This window comes from Agromyces mediolanus (genome assembly GCF_044917495.1).
Classification (GTDB): domain Bacteria; phylum Actinomycetota; class Actinomycetes; order Actinomycetales; family Microbacteriaceae; genus Agromyces; species Agromyces mediolanus_B.
This window is the reverse complement of sequence record NZ_JAVSSI010000002.1, coordinates 412314-428874: the sequence shown is the minus strand read 5'-3', so window position 1 is coordinate 428874 and position 16561 is coordinate 412314. Positions and strand designations below refer to the sequence as shown.

The window sequence follows — 16561 nt, the reverse complement described above, 5'->3', positions numbered from 1 at the left end:
ATGCCTCCATGGACAGCGTCAGCAATCCGTACACTCCGAATGCGGGGGCGGCGCCCGAGGTCGTGGTCGGCCGCGACGAGCAACTCGAGGCGTTCCGAGTGCTGCTCCAGCGGCTCGAGCGGCATCGCACCGAGCAGTCGATGATCATCACCGGGCTCCGCGGCGTCGGCAAGACCGTGCTGCTCGGCCAGTTCGGCGAGCTCGCGCGCGCCGCGCACTGGGAGGTCGTCGAGTTCGAGGCGAGCCGGCACGACGAGACCAGGTTCCGGCAGCTGATGTTCTCCCAGCTGAAGTCGACGCTGCTCCGGCTCTCGCCCCGCGCCAGGTGGACCGAACGCGGTCGTCGCGCCGCCGAGGTGCTGAGCGCCTTCGCGCTGCCCGTCGTGAAGCAGGGCGCCTTCGGCCTCTCCTGGGACGTGACGCCCGCCGAGGGCGCCGGCGACCACGGCGACCTCGGCATGGACCTCACCGACGTGCTCGTCGCCTTCGGCGAGGCCGCCGACGAGCAGGGCCACGGCATCGCGCTCCTGGTCGACGAGGTGCAGTTCCTCGCCCGCACGCAGCTCGAGGCGCTCGTCCAGGCCGTGCACAAGACCGTGCAGCGGAAGCTCCCGGTCGCGTTCGTCGGCGCCGGCCTGCCGCAGTCGGTCGAGCTCTCCGGCGACGTCAAGGCGTACGCCGAGCGGCTGTTCAGCTACTGCCGGATCGGGGCGCTCGGCGACGACGACGCCCGGCGGGCGCTCGCGGAACCCGCCCGGCTCGAGGGCGTGGCGTTCGACGACGACGCGCTCGAGCTCGCGCTCGAACTCACCCACGGCTACCCCTGCTTCCTGCAGGAGCTCGGCTCCCAGGTGTGGAGCGTCGCCGACGCGCCGCGCGTCCGCCGCGACGACGTCGCGCTCGCCCGCGAGGCGTACGAGGCGAAGCTCGACGGCTCGTTCTTCCGGGTGCGGCTCGATCGGCTCTCCCCCCTCCAGGCGGCCTACCTCCGGGCGATGGCCGAGCTCGGACCCGAGCCGCAGAAGGCCGGCGACGTCGCCCGGGTCATGCACCGCGAGTCCACGCAGGTCGGGCCGACGCGCGCCGAGCTCATCGACCTGGGCCTGCTGTACACGCCCGAGCACGGCTACGCGGCCTTCACCGCCCCCGACTTCGACGCCTTCATGAAGCGCGTGGTGCCCGAGCTCGTCGTGCCGGAAGTGCAGCGCCGCCCCCGCAAGGCCGACTGACGCCCGCTCCGCCCCACACCCGACTTGCCCGACTTTCATGAAAGTCGGGCAACCCCGGGGCGGGGGCGCGCGCGGGAGGGCAAGCTGGAGGCATGTCGATCCTCATCACCGCCGAGGAGCTCGCCGAGCGGCTCGCCGCCGAGGCATCCCGCACCGTCGTGCTCGACGTGCGCTGGAGCCTCGCAGCCCCCGACGGGCGCCCCGCGTACCTCGCCGGGCACGTCCCGGGCGCCGTCTACGTCGATCTCGAGACCGAGCTCACCGCGCCGCCGTCGGCCGCCGAGGGCCGGCACCCCCTGCCGGACGAGGCCGCCTTCACCCGGGCGATGCGCCGCTGGGGCATCCGCGAGGGCGACGCGGTCGTCGTGATGGACGCCCTCGGCAACCAGTCGGCCGCCCGCGCCTGGTGGCTCCTCCGCCACGCCGGCGTCGCCGACGTGCGCCTCCTCGACGGCGGGCTCGCCGCGTGGCGCGCGGCCGGCGGCGCGCTCGACACCGACGAGGTGGTCCCCGCGCCCGGCGACGCGACGGCGCGCTTCGGCGCGATGCCCGTCATCGACGCGGATGCCGCGGCGGCGCTGCCGGAGCACGGCGTCCTGCTGGACGCGCGGGCCGGCGAGCGCTACCGCGGCGAGGTCGAGCCGATCGACCCAGCCGCCGGGCACATCCCCGGAGCCCGCTCCGCGCCGAGCGCGGGCAGCCTCGACGCCGACGGGCGCTTCCTCCCACCCGAGGCGCTGCGCGAGCGCTTCGCCGCGCTCGGCGTCGACGGCGAGCAGCCCGTCGCGGTCTACTGCGGCTCCGGGGTCACCGCCTCGCACGGCGTGGCCGCGCTCGCGCTCGCGGGCGTCGCCGCGGCGCTCTACCCCGGCTCCTGGAGCCAGTGGTCGAACGATCACGCGCGCCCGGTCGCAACGGGGGAGGAGCCGGGCTAGTCGGGCTGCGTCCTGATCGTCGCCCGGCTCACCAGGGCGACGGCCGGTCGGGGTCGCGGCGGCTGTCGTCGGGGAAGCGGGGGAGCGGCTCGCCGCCGCCGCGGATGCAGAGCCAGCGCAGCTCGCCAGCGCTGTCGGGGTGCGCCCGCCACGTGCGCCAGACGCCCTGGCCGACGCGCACGACGCTGCCGGGGCCGACGTCGACCACCTCGTCGTCGAGTCCCATCTGACCGGTTCCGGCCAGGAACACGTAGAGCTCCTCGATTTGGGAATGAGCGTGCCAGTAGCCCGCCTCCTCGCCCGGTTCGAGCGCGTTGGCGGACATGCCCAGGTACTGCATGGCGAGTTCGTGGTCGACGATGCGGCGCCCGTCCCGGGAGCGCGCGGCGTCGAAGCCGCCGTGGTGCGATCGCCAGGTGTCGAGCGCGCCGATGTCGAGCACCTCGTAGTCGGTCATGCCTGCTCCTTCTGTCGTGTCCCGGCGGCCGGCGGTTCCAGCAGCTCGAGGAGACCGCGCACGGCGGAGCGCATCGCGGCGTCGTCGCCGAGCGCGCGGGACAGCACGTAGCCGCCCTGGATGACCGCCACCGCGGTCGTCGCGCGGTCACGGGCGGAGGCGTCGTCGAGGCCCTGCTCGGCGAAGGGCGTCGCGACGAGCTCGATGAGCTCCGCGAAGTAGCGGGACACCTCGCCGCGCAGCGCGTCGTCGCCCATGACGACGGGATCCGAGGTGAGTCGGCCGACGCGGCAGCCCGCGGTCGCCGCACGCGGCCGTTCGAGGTAGTCGGTGATGCGCAGCCGCGGCTCGGCGGTGCTCTGCAGCGTCGCGGCGGCGGAGCCGAGCGTGTCGTCGACGGTCTGCGCGACGGCGGCGGCGGCGAGGTCGCGTTTCGAGGGGAAGTGGTGGTAGAGGCTGCCCTGCCCGACGCCGCTGCGGGCGAGCACCTCGCGGGGCGTCGTCGCGGCGACGCCGTTCGTCGCGTAGAGCTCCTGCGCGGCCTCGATGAGGATGCGTCGTGCCTCGGTGGTCATGCCCCGAGCATGCCATACCTAGAGGTAGGTATGCCACCCTCGATCAGGCCGGCCGGACTCCGACGGCCGTGGCGGATTGCTGCGGTTCCGGGGTCACCGCCTCGCACGGCGTCGCCGCGCTCGCGGGTGTCGCCGTGGCGCTCTACCCCGCTCCTGGGGCCAGCGGTCGAACGCCTCCGGGCGCCCGGTCGCGACGGGGGAGAGCCGGTCGGGTCCTGAGTTATCGGGAGCAAATGGGCGACCAAGCCAAGCGGGCTGGCAGCTCAGGATACATCACCAACTAGCTATGGTTCTTCGCGACCTGGGGCCAAGCGGGATACCATGATCGCCGACGGTGAGTTCACCGTCGCAGGCGATCCTCCGGAGCCTCGCCTGACCCGACCCCGGGAGGCGCGAAATGTACGCACGAGTCACCGCCCCGCACCGGATCCGATTCGAGGACTCCCCGCCGTCGGCGGAGCTGCCGCCCGGGTACGTGGAGGTGGAGCTCATCTATTGCGGCGTCTGCGCCACCGATACGCACCATTACGCGCTCGGCGGTATGGTCTCGCCGTCGATCTTCGGGCACGAGTGGGTGGGCACGGTCTCGCGGTGCGCCGACGACGTCGGTGCGGTCGCCCTCGGCCAGCGGGTCGTCCTCGCTGCGGGTGGTCCGTGCGGCCGGTGCGCGATGTGCCTGTCCGGTCATGCCGAGCACTGCGACCGGGTGTTCGCCGACGCCACGGGCACGACCTCGGAGGAACCGCTGCACGGGGGCTTCGCGACGTCGCTCGTCCTGCCCGCCCGTCGAGTGATGCCGGTGCTCGACGAGCTGAGCGACATCCAGGCGGCCCTGATCGAGCCGACCGCGATCACGTTCCACGCAGTGCGGCGGACGCCGCAGGCGCTCGGCGCGGTGGTGGTGGTGCAGGGGGCGGGCCCGATCGGCCTGCTGACCGCCCAGCATGCCCGGCACGCCGGCGCGGGAGCCCTCATCGTCGTGGAGCCGAGCCCCGAGCGCCGCATCGCGGCCGAGAAGCTCGGATTCATCGAGGTGCATGCGCCCGGCGGCGAGGCACAGGCCCGCATCGCCGACCTCAGCTCGGGCGCCGGAGCCGACGTGCTCTACGAGTGCACCGGCGTCGCGGAGATCCTGCAGCCGTCGACGCAGCTCATCCGGCGCGGAGGCGTCGTGTCGCTCCTCGGCTTCCCGATGACGGACTCGCAGGTGAGTTACGGCGCATGGCAGTTCAAGGAGATCACCGTCGTCGGCTCCCTGGCGTGGTCACGAGCGGACTTCACCGGCGCGATGCGCGCGATCGCCGACGGCTCGGTGCGCGTCGACGAGCTGCACACGGGCACGGTGCCGCTCGACGAGCTGCCGGTGCTGCTCGAAGAGCTAGCTTCCGGCAACACCGCGCACGCGAAGGTGCTCGTGGCACCGCGTGCATCGGCCTAGCCGGGCCACCCTGGGCGAGAGACGGTCGACGCCCGGTCTTCCCTCGCGCGGTCGACGGCCGGCTCAGGCCGGCCGGTGCCCCACGGCCGTGATCGTCGAGGCATCCACCCGGTCGATGCCGCGTTCCGCGAGGAGCGCCGTGAAGCGCTCGCGCACCCGGCGCCGGGGCTTCTTGCCGAGCCCGTCGAGGAGGCTCCGCCGGCCGGTGCCGAGCACCAGCCGCCACGCGAGGTCGTCGTCGAGCGGCAGGTGACGGGGAACCGCGTCGGCGCGCACCCGTTCGAGCCCGAGCCCGTGCAGCCAGCCCGCGACGGCGCCGGTCGTGCCCGGCGTGCGGTCGGCCTCCTGCGGGGCGTCGGGCGAGCCGCCGCCGACCTCCGCGACGGCATCCGCCAGCGCCTGCCGGAACGAGTGGAACGCGCCGTGCTGCCACACCGTGATCGCGACGCGGCCGCCCGGACGCGCCCGCTCGATCAGGGTGCGGGTGCCCGCGTCGAGCTCGTCGAAGAAGAAGACGCCGAGCACGCACTGCACCAGGTCGTAGCCGGCGGGCTCCCAGGCGAGCACGTCGCCGACGTGCAGGCGGAGCCGGGGCAGGCCGCCGACCGACTCGGCCCGCGCGTGGGCCAGTTCGACCATGGGCGCCGCCGCATCGACCGCGTCGACGATGCCGTCGGGGCCGACGAGCTCGGCGGTCGGGACGGCGGATGCCCCGGTGCCGCAGCAGGCGTCGAGCACCGTCTCGCCGAACTGCGGTTCGCTGCGCGCGACCGTCGAGAGCGAGATCGGCTGCCAGAGCTCCTCGTCGATCGCGAGGAACGCGTCGGCGTGCCGCACGAAGCGCCGGGCGGCGTCGGGTTGCTGCTGCTCGTCCCCCATCCGACTATTGTGGCCCCCTTCCGGGCGTCCTGCGCAACGATTCGGACGGCGAGCGGCTTTGGCTCAGTGAATCGGCGCTATTCCCGGTGTTCCGGTCAACGGGGTTACGTTGACCGGCATGACGCACACCGATCCATCGTCGACTCCCGCTCCGTCGCCTCCAGCGGAGCAGTCGGCGCTCAATCCGCAGGGGCTCGCCTGCCTCATCCTGCTCGTGGTGGAGGGTGCCGTCATCCTGGTCACGCCGCTCCTCTTCCGGCTGGCGTCATCCCGCATCGGGTTCGAGGTGGTGTCGAACTCGATCCTCGTCGCCACGATCCTGCTCGCGGCCCTGCTCGTGCTGCTCGGTGCCATCGGTGCGCGACCGGGCACCGCTCCGCGCCTGCGCTGGGCGGCCATCGGCGGGCTCGTCAGCGGGGCCTTCACCCTGGTGATCCAGCTCGGGAGCTTCCTGCTGAACTGGCTCCTCTTCAGCGTCGCCCTGCTGTGAGCCGGGGCGCCGGCGAGCGAAGCTCGGCTAGTTGGAGCGCGAGAATCGCGCGGACCTCGTCCACGAGCTCGGCCGAGGTGGTGTCGGATCCGGGGGCGAGCTGCGCGACCACGACGCCCTGCGTGTACGACGCCCACATGAGGTCGAGGTCGTCCCGCACCTGATGGAGTCCCGACCAGTCGTCGAGCGTGAGCGGGCGCTGCCGGACCGAGCCGTCCGGGCTCTCGCCGACGCAGGAGGTGAACTGGTGGGTGAGTGCGTCGAGCGCCGTCTGCCGTTCGTCGGTCTCGAGCGGCACGACCGCGACGACGAGGGTCGGGGTCGGAGCCGCCCCGCCCGGTGCCTGGAAGGTTCGGGCGACTCGCGACGCACGCTCCGTCAGGGAGAGGACCGCCCAGGCGCTCGCTCGACAGTCACCCCCGTAGGCATGGCCGTCGGGGGCGCCGACGAATCCCGCGAAGCGCGAGCCCTCCCAGTTCGGGGCGACGGCGGCGACGGCGTCCGCCGTGAGGGCGCCGCTCTCGTCGGTCTTCGATGCGGGCGTCGTCGCCGGAGCGCTGGCGGCGTGCGTCGCCGGGGTGCTCGGGTGGTCCGCGGGCGCCGGCGCGCAGCCGACGAGCAGCACGGTCGCCGCGAACGCACCCCCGAGGAGAAGCGGAACGCGGCGATCCATGTCCCGCATCCTGACAGAGCCCGCTGGACGCCCGCAAGGATGTCGACGCGACGGAATGTCGCAGCCGGAGTGCAGTCGACACCCGGTTTGCAGGCTTTCTGCGGTCGAGCTGGCTTGGTATCCTGTCGCATCATGCGGAGGACGGATGTGCTGAAACGGGGCTTCGCCGTCGCGCTCGTCGCGCTGGCTACCGCCGGTGTGCTGAGCGGATGCACGCCGAGCGCCCCCGACGAAGCCGCCGAACGCGCGGCGGCAGCGTATGCGGCAGAGCTCCAGGACTGGTCGGATGAACTCGCGGTGGCGGTGCCGAGGGCGAAGACGTGGACGCAGAGCGAGATCGACGCGGATGCCGCGGACGGGAGCGAGGGCGGGCTCCCGGAGGAGGTCGGCCTCGGCGGACTGCTCGACGAGGCGCCCGTGCTTCAGGAGTTCGATGCCTCCGTTGTCGAGCGCACACCCGTGTACCGCGAAGTCGTCGCAGTGTCCGAGCGGGTGGACGTCGTGCTGGCCGAGCTGCGGAGCCTCGAGCCCGCCGAAGTCAAACAGCTCAGGGCCGCGGGCGCCGCAACCTCCCTCGTGGCGTTCGAGCTCTACGATGCGACGTTCGGCGGGCCTGCGCTCGGGCGGCTCGAGGCGTACTCGGCGTCGCTCGACGCGGGAACCATCACCGACGAGGCTCGCACGCTGCTTCGCGAGTCCGACGCCGCGTTCGCCAGGGAGCGCATCGGGTTCCTCGACGCCGCGATCGAGGCGATGCGGGGGACCGGACGGGGATCGGACGATCCGCTCATCCCCGACTCGGCGATCGGGCGCTCCGTCGGCGCCTTCGTCATCGACTGGTACGAGGAGGACCGCGCCTTCGAGGAGCGCGCCCTCGCCGAGATCGAGAGCTGGGAGCTGCTGCCCGAGCGGTACGGCGAGTTCTGGGGCTTCGAAGATCTCTCGTCCACGTTTCGCGTCTCCGTCGACCGCGCCGACGAGCTCCGGCGGGCCCATGCTGCGACGATCTCGACCCTCGCAGCAGACGCCGGGTCCGGCGGCCCGGCGAGCGCGTTCGCGGGCGACGCGTACCGCGCCATCCTGCTCGACGGCTACCTGCCCTGGGGGCATGACTCGGAGGGCGCGGCCCACGCGGTCGACCGACTCTGGATGCTGTGGCGCATCCGCGAACTCGACGGCACCGCGGACGGGGAGTACGACGCCGCACGCGCCGCACTGCTCGAGGAGCTGAACCGCGGGATCCCCGACGGAACGGTGCGGGACCATCGCCCCGGCTCCGCGCGGGTGCTCGGCGCGGTCGAGGCGCTGGTGGAGGGCGCCGAGAACGCTCCCGACGACCGCGAGGCCGGCTGGGACCCCCTGCTCGCCCGGCTCGCCGAGTCGGTCTCGTTCGCCGAGCGGCTGCGCGAGGGCCCGCCCATGATGGGCGAGGTCGCCGACGGCTACGACGCGATGCTCGCAGAGGTCGCTGCGGCTCGCGGGGAACTCGTGGAGCTCCGCGATGCTCCGGACCCCGAGCAATCGGAGCTCGCGGCCGACTATGAGCTGAGCGTCGCCTTCATCCGCTTCGACGGGGACCTGCAGGAGCGACTCGTGCCGATCCTGAGCCCGAGCCTCTCGCTCCTCGATGACGACGCCCGGTTCTCGGCGCGACTCGCCGAGCTCATCGAGGCGACTCGCCCGGCTGCGGCGGACGAGGCGGGGCACCCGAGCGACGGGCCGGCCGGGCGGGAGTGAGCCGTTCGGCGCGGCAGTGCGCGAGGTCGCCCGCCGGCTGCGGCACCGCTGACCCGAGCGGGAACGCCGACCCACCCCGCTCGCGCACTCGTTCAGCGAATCGAAAGGCGCATGCGGCAGACTGGGCGGCAGCGCCCGGCGGCCCGCACCTCCTGCCGGCCGCGCACCGATCCCGCATCACGAATCGAGACCTCATGAACCGCGCCCTGCGCCGCACCGCGCCCATCGCGCTCGCCGCCGCCTCCGCCCTCGTGCTCGCCGGATGCGCCGGCAGCGGAGACGCCCCCGCCTCCTCCACCGACGCCGCCGCGACCGCGGCGCCCTGCTTCGAGGCGAAGCCGGGCGCTGTGAGCGACGCCGTCAAGGTCTCGGGCGACTTCGGCGGCACGCCCACGGCGACGTTCACGACCCCGCTCGCCGCCGACGAGCTGCAGACCACCGTCGCCATCGAGGGCGACGGCGACGAGACGAAGTCCGGCGTCAGCGCGAACGTGATGCTCACGATGTTCAACGGCACGAGCGGCGAGCAGATCGTCTCGCAGGAGGTGCCGCTCGCGATGGGCGACACGAGCCTGCTCGAGGCGTTCCGCTCGGCGATCGACTGCCAGCCGTACGGCACCCGCACCGTCACCGTCGCGCCCGCGGCCTCGCTCTACGGCGAGACGGGCAACGAGTCCCTCGGCGTCACCGCGGACGACACGGTCGTGATCGTGGCCGACGTCGTCGAGGAGTACGTCGAGCCCACCCCGGAGCCGCTGCCGACCCCGGCCGAGTGGACTCAGAACGTGCCCGAGGTCACCTTCAACGGCGACAAGACCCCGACGGTCGTCATCCCGAAGACGGATGCCTCGACCGAGCTCGAGCTGAAGGTGCTCGAGCCGGGTGACGGCAAGACGGTCGCCGACGGCGACCAGGTGACCGTGCAGTACGCCGGCCTCACCTGGGACGACGGTCAGGTCTTCGACGACAGCTACTCGCGCGGCGAGCCGGCGACGTTCTCCACCTCGGGCGTCATCCAGGGCTTCGGCGCGGCGCTCGTCGGGCAGAAGGTGGGCACGAAGCTCATCGTCACCATCCCGCCGGCCCTCGGCTACGGTGCGGAGAAGAGCGACTCGAACGAGCTCGCCGGCCGCACCCTCGTCTTCGTCGTCGAGATCGTCGACACCGCCTCGGCGGGCTGATCCCCGCGCACCGAGCATCGACGGCTGAGGCCCGGGCGGTTCGCCCGGGCCTCAGCCGTGTCCGCGGTCAGGCCACCGCCGCTTCGACCGCCCACCAGAGCAGCCCGGCGGCGAGCCAGAAGCCGATGACGAAGAGCGTGTCGCGCGCGCGCCAGCTGCTGATGGTGCGCTCGGTGCGGCTGCCGGAGGCGCCGAAGGCGCGCGCGTCCATCGCGAGCGCGACGCGCTCGGCGTGCCGGATGGCGCTCGCGAGCAGCGGCACCGCGAGTCCGACGGTGCTGCGCAGCCAGGCGATCGGCCCGCGGCCGCGGTCGACGCCGCGCACCCGCCGCGCCGCGCGGATCACCTCGAGCTCGTGCCCGAAGCGCGGCACGAAGCGCATCGCCGCGAGCGCCGTGTAGCCGAGCCGGTAGGGCACCCGGAGCTGCTGCACGAGGGCGCGGACGAGCTCGGCGCCGGTGGTCGTGAGCCCCGAGATGAACGCCAGCAGGATGATCGCCGCGATGCGGAGCGCCGTCGCGAGCCCGACGAGGTACATGGCGCCGGTGAAGCGCCAGTCGCCGAGTTGCGCGAGCACGAGCTCCGCGCCCGGTGCGCCGGCGGGGAGCGTCGCGGGGTCGACCCAGATCCCGAAGCTCACCCCGAGCAGCGCCGCGAGCGCCGGGACGCCGAGCACGACCACGAGGATCCACCGCAGCCCGAGCCGGGCGCCGAGGAGCAGCACGAGCGCGGCGAAGACCGCGAAGGCGAGCGGCAGCGGCACGCCGCGGGTGAAGACGAGGGCGATCATCACCGGCACGGGGCCGGCGAGCTTCGCGAGGGCGTTCAGCGAGCGGAGCGGCCCGCCGCGCGCCACGCTCGTCTCGCCCGGTGCGCTCACCTCGCACCGCCCGGTGCTGCCGTGCCGGGACCCGTGCCGCGCGGTGCGGGGAGCTGCGCCCAGCGGGTGACGGCGCGCCACTCCGGATGGCGCGCGAGCCCGCGGGTCGCGCGCGCGAGCGGCGGATGCCGGAGCCCCGCCTGTTCGATCAGCGGGCCGGCGAGCACCTCGGCGGTCGGGCCGATCCCGAGGATGCGCCCCTCCGACATCACGGCGACGCGCGTCGCGTGGTCGGCGACGAGTTGGAGGTCGTGGGTCGCGGCGATCACGGTCGTCCCGGCGTCGTTCAGCTCGCGGAGCAGCGCGACGAGCTCGCTCGCGCGCTCGCGGTCCTGGCCGAAGGTCGGCTCGTCTAGGACGAGGAGCGGCGCGCCCGCGATGAGCGCGGTGCCGACGGAGAGCCGGCGCTTCTGCCCGCCGGAGAGCAGGAACGGATGCCTCGACGCCGCCTCGGCGAGTCCGAAGCGCGCGAGCATCGCCTCGATGGCGGCGGCGCGCTCGGGCTCCGGCACACCCTGCAGCGCGAGCGCCTGCCCGAGCTCGTCGGCCACGCTGCCCGCCACGAACTGGTGCTCGGGGTTCTGGAAGACGTAGCCGATCGCGCGGCTGCGCGTCGCGGCATCCGCGGTCGCCGGGTCGATCCCGGCCGCCTCGATGCGGCCCGCGGCGGGCGCGAGCACGCCCGCGAGCGCCTGCAGCAGGCTCGACTTGCCCGCGCCGTTCACCCCGACGACGGCGAGGAAGTCGCCCGCCGGGACCTCGAGGTCGACGTCGTGCACGACGAGCGGGCCCCGGCGGCCCCCGCGGCGCACGGCGACGCCGCGGGCCGACACCACCGACGGCGCGGTCGCTGCGCCGGGCTCCAGGACCGGAGGAGCCGGGTCGCGCGGGGCCGGCAGCGCCTCGATCGCATCGAGCGCGGCGCCGAGTTCGGCCGGGGTGATCGGCAGCGGATCGACCGGGACCCCGGCCTCCCGCAGACGCAGGGCGGCGAGGGTGGAGACCGGCAGCCAGACGCCGAGCGCCGCGAGCTCCTCGGCGCGACCGACGAGCACCTCGCGGGTGGGGCCGTCGGCGACGAGCCGGCCGTCGGCGTCGAGCACGACGACCCGGTCGACGAGGTCGGCCGCGGCGTCGAGGTTGTGCTCGACCAGCACGATCGCGTGGTCGCGGTCGGAGGCGAGCTCGCGGAGCACCGCGTAGACCTCGTCGATGCCGGCCGGGTCGAGGTTCGCCGTCGGCTCGTCGAGCACCAGCACGGGGGAGCCCATCGCGAGCGCCGCGGCGATCGCGAGCCGCTGGCGGCCGCCGCCGGAGAGGCGGGCGGGGTCGTCGGCGCGACGCTCCCAGAGCCCGACGAGCTTCAGCGCCCGCTCGGCCCGGTCGAGCACCTCGGCGACCGGCAGCCGCAGGTTCTCGGGCCCGAAGCAGACCTCGTCGAGCAGCGAGCTCGTGACGACCTGCGCGTCGGGATCCTGGAACACCATCGCGACGCGCTCGGACAGCTCGCCCACCCGGTGCTCCCGGGTGTCGAGGCCGCCGACGAGCACGCGCCCGTCGAGCTCGGCCGGCACCGAGTGCGGCACCAGGCCGTTCATCGCGAGCGCGAGCGTCGACTTGCCGCACCCCGAGGGGCCGAGGAGGAGCACCACTTCGCCGGCCCGGACGACGAGGTCGACCCCGTCCGGAGTGGCCCGCTCGGCGCCCTCGTGCCGGATGCGCACGCCCGCGAGCTGCAGCAGGGGGGCGTCGGGCATGAGGCAAGCCTAACCTCGTGGCCCGGGCGGATGCCGAGAGCCCGGTCAGCCCGGGAATACCCGGGCCCCTACCCGTGTTGTGTCTATGTTCGGGGCGGAGAGTCCGTCCTGGCAGTGAAGGAGGCGGAACGTGGGAATCAGCTACGTCGAATTCGAAGACGAGCACGGGGTTCTGCGCCGCTACCGCAAGCACGCGAACGGACGCGGCCTCGTCGCGACCACCGCGAAGGTCGACCCGACGGCCTACGTCGATCCGACCGCCTACGTCGATCCGGGTGCCGTCGTGCAGCGCGGCGCCTCCATCGAGCACGGCGGCTGGGTCGAGGCCGACGCGATCGTCGCCGAGCGCGCGGTCATCGGTGTGAACGCCCGCATCGGGCACGGTGCCGTGGTCGGCCGCAGCGCGGTCGTCGGCCCGTACGCGACGGTGGGCGCCGATGCCAAGGTGCACAACGGCGCACGCGTGCCCCGTGATGCGTCCGTCGCCGACGGGACCGAGTACCGGCCCTCGAGCGACGATCTCCGGCGGCTCGGCCTCGCGGCCTGAGCCCCGTCCGGCCCGGCCACCCCCTGGCCGGGCCGGACTCCTTTCCCCCTCATCCCCGCGCGGGTCCCCTAGTGCCCGAGCGCGGCGGTCGGCGAGGTGCGCGCGGCCCGGAGGGCGGGCAGCACCCCCGCGAGGGCGCCGACGGCGATCGTGACGACGACCCCGGCGAGCGGCACCTCGAGCGGCATCGCGACGAGCCATCCGTTCGCCTGCGCGACGATCGCCGTGACGAGCCAGCCGATGCCGACCCCGAGCACCCCGCCGAGGGCGGCGAGCAGCATCGCCTCCACGAGGAACTGCGAGCGGATGTGCCCCCGCGTCGCCCCGAGCGCCCGCCGCAGGCCGATCTCCCGGCGCCGCTCGAGCACGGTGATCACCATCGTGTTGGCCACACCGATGCCGCCGACGAGGAGGGCGATCGAGCCGACCCCGATGAGGAGGCCCGTGAACGCCTGGTCGATGAGCTGCTTCGCGGCGAGCGCGTCCGAGGGCCGGCTCACCTTCACCTCCTCCGGCGCCTCCGGGTTCGCCGTGCCGGGGAGGAGCTCCCGGACCTCGGCGACGGCGTCCTCCGCCGAGCGCTCGTAGATCGTCGTCGGCGAACCGGTGAAACCGAACAGCTCGGACGCCCGTTCGCCCGTGACGAGGGCCGCCGTGTCGAGCTCCGGGGTCAGCGGGGAGCGCTCCAGGATGCCGACGACGGTGAACTCGCGACCGCCGAGCCAGATCTGCGTGCCGGCGTCGTGCACCCCGAGCCGCTCGGCGGCCTTCGCGCCGAGCACGACGGTGTCGAGCGATGCGGGCACCTCGGCGAGCCAGCGCCCGGCTGCGAGCTCGGTCCCGGTCGACTCGAGGAGCGCGGCGTCGGCCGCGAGCACCGAGAGCCCGCCGGTCTCGCCCGAGGGGATGAGCGAGCTGCGGTAGACGTGCACCTTGTCGAGCGCCGCCGTCCACGCGGCCGTCTCGACCCCGTCGAGGCGGAGGATCCGTCCCGTCGCCTCCGTCGGGAGCTCGCTCGCCTCGCCGAACAGGTCGTCGCCCGCGGTCACCGTGAGCAGGTTGGTGCCGAGCGCGGCGAGCTGCTGCTGCACGAGCGCACGGCTCGAGCTCGACAGCCCGACGACGGCGACCATCGCCGCGATGCCGATCGCGATGCCGAGCGCGGAGAGCGCCGCCCGCAGCGGGTGCGCGCGCACCCCGTGCGCACCGAGTGCGACGAGGTCGGCGGCCCGGAGCCGGGAACGCGGCGCGTTCACGCCGCCGCCTCCGATCCGGCGTCTGCGCCGTGCCCGCGGCCCGCGCCCTCGTGGGCGTCGGCATCCGCCTCGTCGATCCGGCCGTCGCGGATGCCGATGCGTCGGGGCATCCCGGCCGCGAGATCGCGATCGTGGGTGATGACGACGACGGTGGTGCCCTCGGCGTGCAGCTCCTCCAGGATCCCGACGACGGTCGCACCGGAGCGGCTGTCGAGGCTGCCCGTCGGCTCGTCGGCGAGCAGCACCGCCGGATCGCCGATGATCGCTCGGGCGATCGCGACCCGCTGGCGCTCGCCGCCCGAGAGCTGCCGCGGCAGGTGGCGCGCTCGGTGCGAGAGGCCGACGCGGTCGAGGGCCTCGGCGGCGCGCTGCCGCCGGACGCTCGCGCGCACCCCGGAGTACAGCAGCCCGGTGGCGACGTTCTCGACCGCGGACACCCCGTCGGCGAGGTGGAACTGCTGGAAGACGAAGCCGATCGTGCGTGCCCGCAGCGCGCTGAGCGCGGCGTCGCCGAGCGCGCCCACGTCGATCCCGTCGACGCGCACCGTGCCCGCGGTCGGCCGGTCGAGGGTGCCCATCAGGTTCAGCAGCGTCGACTTGCCGGAGCCGCTCGGCCCGACGATCGCGGCGAGCTCGCCGCGGCGGATGACGAGATCGACGCGGTCCAGTGCGAGCGTCGGCGGGGAGCCGTACTCGCGGCTCGCCCCGACGAGCTCGAGGACCGGGGCGGCCCCGGCGTCCGCGGTCGCTGCAGCACTCGTCGCGGCATCCGTGGTCGCGGCATCCGTCGTCGCGGTGTCCGCGCGCGCCTCGGCGCTCATACGCCCACCGCCACTCGATCGCCCGCCTCGAGCTTCCCCGACACGATCTCGACGAGCCCGCTCGCGAAGGAGCCGAGCTCCACCTCGACGCGCTTCAGCCCCTTCGGGGTGACCACGTCGACCGCCGAGCCGCCGCCCGGCAGCGCAAGGAGCGCCGTCACCGGCACGAGCAGCACGTCCTCGGCGAGGACGTGCGAGAACGTCGCGGTCACCTTGACCTCGCCGAAGGCGGAGGCGGCGGCCGGGTCGTCGAGGCTGAGGCGCACCGGCAGCTTCAGCGAGCTGCCGCCCATCGCGTCGTCCCGCTCGACGGGGGCGCCCACCGACTGCACCGTCGCGGTGGTCGTGCCGCCGCCGGGGAGCCGCAGCTCCACCGTGCCGCCGACCGGCGCCGTGCTCGCGAGGGTGGGATCGAGATCGAGGGTCACCTCGCGGGCGGTGTCGCTGACGCCGAGCGCCGCCCCGCCGGATGCCCCGCCGACGGCGAGCTCGAGGGAGCGCACCCGCACCTCGCCCGGCGAGAACACGACGCGACCGAGCTCGATCGCACCGGTCTCCTCGAGCCCGAGCGCCTCCTGCCAGTCCTCGATCGCCGCCGCGGTGCGCGAGGTGAACTCCTCGTCGGGCTCGCGGTCGAAGAAGCCGAGGGCGGCGAGGTTCTCCTCGAGCTGGCGCACGTCGGCACCGTCGCTCATGCCCTCGCCGAACGCCCGCCAGGCGGGCAGCTCACCGAAGAACTGCACGATCGGGGTGTCGTCGACGCGCAGCAGCACGCCGCCGCGGGCGATCACCGCGCCGATCTCCGGCAGCCAGGTGACGGTGCCGGGCAGGGGCGAGTCCAGCTTGCGCGCGCCGCGGTAACCGAGCTCGCCGGTGACCCGAGCGGTCTCGACGAGGTCGCCGACCGTCGCCTCCGCGGACTCAGGCGGCGGGGCGTCGGCTCCGGCGTTCGCCTCGGCATCCGCGTCCGGCCGGAGCAGCCAGATCCCGGCCGCGACGACCGTGACCGCCGCGACCGCGGCGACCGGGATGAGCCAGCGGCGTCTCATTCGCCCGTTCCGAATCCGGCGGCCTCGCTGCAGCGGTCGAGGTCGGCCTCGTCGTAGTCGGCGGCCACCATGGCGGCCGACATGCCGTTCTTGCTCGGCGGCTCGGGGTCGGGGTAGTCGTATCCGGCCTCGCGCATGCACTTCGCGAAGACGAGCTGCTGCTCGTACATCTCCTCCGCGGTGGGTGCGTCCGGGTCGACCGGCGGGTCGCCGACCTCGGCGCGGCAGTCCTCGTCGGCGGCCTGGAAGGCGTCGAAGTCGATCTCGCCGGCGTCGAGCGTCACGGCCTCGCCCCCGTTCCCGGCGTCGACGGGCTTCGGCAGCTCGATGCCGGCCTTCTTCATGCAGGCGTCGTACTTCAGGCGCCAGTCCTCGTACTGCTGCTCGTAGGTGCTGTTCTGCAGGGCGCCGTCGTTCCCGGCGCCGTCGCCCGCTCCCGGCGCGGCGCTGCACGCGCTGAGCAGCGCGGCGAAGCCGACGAGGGATGCGGCGCCGAGCAGGCGGATGGCGGTTGACGTTGGCATGGCGGGATCCTCCCGGTCGTGGCCCGCCGGATCGCGGGCGTACCCAGCTGATCCGAAGCGCGGTCATAGCGTCGTCAAGGGATGCGCTGACGTTTTCCATACCTCCGCTTTGCTTCCATGGATGCCGGAGGGT

The 16561-nt window shown here is 74.0% G+C and carries 17 protein-coding genes; 7 read left to right on the top strand and 10 right to left on the bottom strand.

From position 1 onward, the window contains the following. The first annotated feature begins 8 nt into the window (after positions 1-8). Together ROT00_RS04745 and ROT00_RS04740 are read left to right on the top strand one after the other, a co-directional pair. Positions 9-1229 carry an AAA family ATPase gene (locus ROT00_RS04745; protein WP_404772749.1) on the top strand — a complete coding sequence of 407 codons (1221 nt, stop codon included), beginning with the start codon at positions 9-11 and terminating at the stop codon, positions 1227-1229. Between the two features lie 92 nt (positions 1230-1321). After that, positions 1322-2164 carry a sulfurtransferase gene (locus tag ROT00_RS04740; protein WP_404772747.1) on the top strand — a complete coding sequence of 281 codons (843 nt, stop codon included), beginning with the start codon at positions 1322-1324 and terminating at the stop codon, positions 2162-2164. A gap of 28 nt (positions 2165-2192) precedes the next feature. Here ROT00_RS04740 and ROT00_RS04735 read toward each other — a convergent pair whose 3' ends face one another. Further along, on the bottom strand, positions 2193-2621 hold the full coding sequence (locus ROT00_RS04735) for a cupin domain-containing protein (protein WP_404772745.1): 429 nt from the start codon (positions 2619-2621) through the stop codon (positions 2193-2195). Beyond that, positions 2618-3196 (bottom strand): TetR/AcrR family transcriptional regulator, encoded by a 579-nt coding sequence (locus ROT00_RS04730; RefSeq protein WP_404772743.1) that lies wholly within the window; start codon positions 3194-3196, stop codon positions 2618-2620. Before ROT00_RS04730 ends, ROT00_RS04735 begins: the two co-directional genes overlap by 4 nt. 397 nt (positions 3197-3593) lie before the next feature. On the opposite strand from ROT00_RS04730, the gene ROT00_RS04725 reads away from it, so the two are divergent. Next, positions 3594-4634, top strand: coding sequence for a zinc-dependent alcohol dehydrogenase (locus ROT00_RS04725; RefSeq protein WP_404772741.1), 1041 nt, complete (start codon positions 3594-3596; stop codon positions 4632-4634). A 63-nt stretch (positions 4635-4697) separates the two neighbouring features. Here the strand turns inward: ROT00_RS04725 and ROT00_RS04720 are convergent, their stop codons facing one another. Next, positions 4698-5513, bottom strand: a complete 816-nt coding sequence (locus ROT00_RS04720) for a class I SAM-dependent methyltransferase (protein WP_404772739.1) — start codon at positions 5511-5513, stop codon at positions 4698-4700. Between the two features lie 118 nt (positions 5514-5631). On the opposite strand from ROT00_RS04720, the gene ROT00_RS04715 reads away from it, so the two are divergent. Next, positions 5632-6003, top strand: a complete 372-nt coding sequence (locus ROT00_RS04715) for a hypothetical protein (protein ID WP_404772737.1) — start codon at positions 5632-5634, stop codon at positions 6001-6003. Here the strand turns inward: ROT00_RS04715 and ROT00_RS04710 are convergent. After that, positions 5984-6676 (bottom strand): hypothetical protein, encoded by a 693-nt coding sequence (locus tag ROT00_RS04710; RefSeq protein ID WP_404772735.1) that lies wholly within the window; start codon positions 6674-6676, stop codon positions 5984-5986. The genes ROT00_RS04715 and ROT00_RS04710 overlap by 20 nt on opposite strands. 132 nt (positions 6677-6808) lie before the next feature. Here ROT00_RS04710 and ROT00_RS04705 point away from each other — a divergent pair, with 132 nt between their 5' ends. Together ROT00_RS04705 and ROT00_RS04700 are read left to right on the top strand one after the other, a co-directional pair. Then, positions 6809-8413: a hypothetical protein gene (locus ROT00_RS04705; RefSeq protein ID WP_404772733.1), complete on the top strand. Its 1605-nt coding sequence runs from the start codon at positions 6809-6811 to the stop codon at positions 8411-8413. Between the two features lie 194 nt (positions 8414-8607). Then, complete coding sequence (locus tag ROT00_RS04700) at positions 8608-9594, top strand: FKBP-type peptidyl-prolyl cis-trans isomerase (RefSeq protein WP_404772731.1); 987 nt, start codon at positions 8608-8610, stop codon at positions 9592-9594. A 67-nt stretch (positions 9595-9661) separates the two neighbouring features. Here ROT00_RS04700 and ROT00_RS04695 read toward each other — a convergent pair whose 3' ends face one another. After that, the gene (locus tag ROT00_RS04695) at positions 9662-10474 is read right to left on the bottom strand and encodes an energy-coupling factor transporter transmembrane component T (protein ID WP_404772729.1); all 813 of its coding nucleotides are present in this window, start codon (positions 10472-10474) and stop codon (positions 9662-9664) included. Beyond that, complete coding sequence (locus tag ROT00_RS04690; RefSeq protein ID WP_404772727.1) at positions 10471-12231, bottom strand: ABC transporter ATP-binding protein; 1761 nt, start codon at positions 12229-12231, stop codon at positions 10471-10473. The genes ROT00_RS04695 and ROT00_RS04690 overlap by 4 nt, the downstream gene beginning before the upstream one ends. Positions 12232-12361: 130 nt before the next feature. Between ROT00_RS04690 and ROT00_RS04685 the strand changes: the two genes are divergently transcribed. Further along, positions 12362-12778, top strand: coding sequence for a transferase (locus tag ROT00_RS04685; RefSeq protein ID WP_404772725.1), 417 nt, complete (start codon positions 12362-12364; stop codon positions 12776-12778). 68 nt (positions 12779-12846) lie between these two features. Here ROT00_RS04685 and ROT00_RS04680 read toward each other — a convergent pair whose 3' ends face one another. Genes ROT00_RS04680 through ROT00_RS04665 form a run of 4 tightly spaced genes read right to left on the bottom strand, consistent with a single transcriptional unit; the run spans position 12847 to position 16428 of the window. Then, positions 12847-14034 (bottom strand): ABC transporter permease, encoded by a 1188-nt coding sequence (locus ROT00_RS04680; protein WP_404772723.1) that lies wholly within the window; start codon positions 14032-14034, stop codon positions 12847-12849. After that, positions 14031-14855: an ABC transporter ATP-binding protein gene (locus tag ROT00_RS04675; protein ID WP_404772721.1), complete on the bottom strand. Its 825-nt coding sequence runs from the start codon at positions 14853-14855 to the stop codon at positions 14031-14033. The genes ROT00_RS04680 and ROT00_RS04675 overlap by 4 nt, the downstream gene beginning before the upstream one ends. Further along, entirely contained in the window at positions 14852-15904 is a 1053-nt protein-coding gene (locus tag ROT00_RS04670) for a peptidoglycan-binding protein (RefSeq protein ID WP_404772719.1), read from the bottom strand. The genes ROT00_RS04675 and ROT00_RS04670 overlap by 4 nt, the downstream gene beginning before the upstream one ends. Further along, positions 15901-16428: a hypothetical protein gene (locus ROT00_RS04665; protein ID WP_404772718.1), complete on the bottom strand. Its 528-nt coding sequence runs from the start codon at positions 16426-16428 to the stop codon at positions 15901-15903. Before ROT00_RS04665 ends, ROT00_RS04670 begins: the two co-directional genes overlap by 4 nt. Positions 16429-16561: the final 133 nt, after the last annotated feature.